The organism is Ramlibacter sp., assembly GCF_013697775.1.
GTDB lineage: Bacteria > Pseudomonadota > Gammaproteobacteria > Burkholderiales > Burkholderiaceae_C > Ramlibacter.
Window position 1 is genome coordinate 1 of record NZ_JACCWG010000385.1, and the last position, 2,196, is coordinate 2,196.

Consider the following 2,196-nt stretch of genomic DNA (forward strand, 5'->3'; position numbering starts at 1 on the left):
CCGGACGCCTGCGCGCGCAGCGCGCGCACGGCGCGGTTGATGCCGGGCGCCAGGGTGTCCCAGCGCGCGAGCCGCAGCAGTGGCGAATGGGTGAACGACTCGGAGTTCACCAACTCGTTCTCGTCGATGAACACGCCCATGTCGCGCAGCACCAGCGGGTCCTGCGCGGGCGCGCAGGCGTTCAGGTAGATGGACTCCTGCGCGTTCCACAGGCGGTGGCCGTCGCGGTGGATGCCGTAGCCGTAGTCCCAGCCGTTGAGCGCCAGCTGGTCGCGCGCGGCGGCCACGTACGGCGCGTCGTAGACGTAGGTGTCGGTGCCGATCCATGCGCCGTCCAGCTTGGCTTCGATCACGGCGCGCATGATGCTGCTCAGGCCGCCGGTCAGCCCGCGCAGCAGGTCGCCGCGCAGCTCGTAGCAATGCAGGCGGGCGGGAATGCCGGCCAGCCGCAGCAGCCCGGCAAACAGCGCCGCCTTGTCGGGCGCGTCGCCCACGCCGGCTTCGATCACCGAGCGCGCGCTGTGCGGCTGCAGCTTCAGCGGCTTGGTGTAGGGAATGCGCTTGACGTAGCCGTACAGCGCCAGCGCGCGTTCGCGCGGCGTGCGGCACAGTTGCGTGAGCGATTGCGCCTTCAGCCGCAGCTTGGGGTCCTCCAGGTCGATCAGCGGTGTGGAGCGCAGCCAAGCCGCGTCATCGCTGCTGTCCGATGGCATGGAGTCGCCGGAGGGAATGTCTGTGGGGAAGGGCAAGCGCCCAGGGTAGCGGCGCCATTGCCGGGCTGTCAAGGCGATGGCAGCCCGGCAGGAACGTTCGCCTTACCTGCGAGGTTCGCGCGCGGTTCAGCCCCGCAGCGCCTGGTCAAAATCGTCCAGCAGGTCGTCCACTTCCTCGATCCCCACCGACACCCGCACCAGGCCGTCGGTGACGTTCATCAGCGCCCGCGCCTCGGGCCCGGCCTCGTAGTAGATGCTGGGCGCCACCGGGATCACCAGCGTGCGCGTGTCGCCCATGCCGGTGGCGCGCGAGGCAATCTGCAGCCGGTTCATGGCCGGCAGCATCTCCGGCAGGTCCTTGAACTCGAACGACAGCAGCCACGAGGCGGCGCTGAAATGCTCGCGCGCGAGCGCGTATTGCGGGTGGCTTTCCAGGCCGGGATAGTTCACGCGCTTGACCGCGGGATGGCCCTGCAGGAATTTCGCCAGCGCCATCGCGTTGCTGCTGGACTGCTTGATGCGCAGCGCCAGCGTCTCCGCGCCGATGCCGATCTGGCTGGCCGAGTCCGACGACAGCGACGCGCCCATGTCGCGCAGGCCCTTCTTGCGCAGCTGCTGCAGGCCCCACAGGCGCGGGTCGCCCTTGCGGTAGTCGTGCGAGATGTTCGGATGGGTTTGCCAGTCGAACACGCCGGTGTCGGTGACCACGCCGCCCAGCGCCACGCCGTGGCCGCTGATGGTCTTGCTCAGCGAGTTGATCGACAGCCCCGCCTTCACGCGGCGCGGCAGGAACAGCGCAGGCGAGGTGATGGTGTTGTCGATCACGAACAGGATGCCGTGGCGCGCGCACAGCTCGCCGATGGCGCCCAGGTCCGGCACCTCGGTGCCCGGGTTGGCGATGGTCTCCACGAACACCATGCGCGTGTTCGGCTTGAGCGCGGCCTCCACGTTGGCGGCATTGCAGGTGTCGACCATGGCGACCTCGATGCCCAGGTCGCGCATGGTGCCGAACAGGCTGTTGGTGCCGGCGAACACGTAGCGGCCCGAGATCAGCTGGTCGCCGGCTTTCAGCATGGTCAACAGCGTGGCCGAGATCGCGCCCATGCCCGAGGCATAGCAGACCGAGCCCACGCCTTCCTCCAGCTGCGTGAGCTTGGCCTCCAGCGCCGCCGTGGTGGGCGTGCCGGTGCGCGAGTAGTTGAAGGCGTTCTTCACCGTGCCCTGGAACACCCCGATCAGGTCTTCGACCTTGTCGAAGCTGTATTGCACGGAGTTGTGGATGGGTTTGCGGATGGCGTTGTGCTCGACACCGAAATGCCGGTCGGCATGGACGATGCGGGTAGCCAGGCCGGGCTTGTCCCTGCTCATCGCGCGCTCTCCTTGGTGGTCTTGGCCGAGGGGGTCCAGCCGCCCGCGCCGCGCGGTGCGGTGCGGCCGGGCGCATGGCCGGGGCCGCCAGCGCCGCGCTGGTCCCAGGTGCTGC

General features: G+C 69.1%; 2 protein-coding genes. Both read right to left on the reverse strand.

Translation table 11 applies throughout. From position 1 onward, the window contains the following. A partial coding sequence (locus H0U68_RS19630; protein ID WP_296358591.1) for a transglutaminase-like domain-containing protein occupies positions 1–749 on the reverse strand: 749 nt, incomplete at its 3' end. 90 nt (positions 750–839) lie between these two features. After that, on the reverse strand, positions 840–2,081 hold the full coding sequence (locus H0U68_RS19635) for a cystathionine gamma-synthase family protein (RefSeq protein WP_296358592.1): 1,242 nt from the start codon (positions 2,079–2,081) through the stop codon (positions 840–842). Positions 2,082–2,196 lie beyond the last annotated feature (115 nt).

What these genes read in the sequence shown, in the direction of transcription:
- H0U68_RS19635 (WP_296358592.1), bottom strand. Translation starts at nt 2,081, where the DNA reads ATGAGCAGGGACAAGCCCGGCCTGGCTACCCGCATCGTCCATGCCGAC.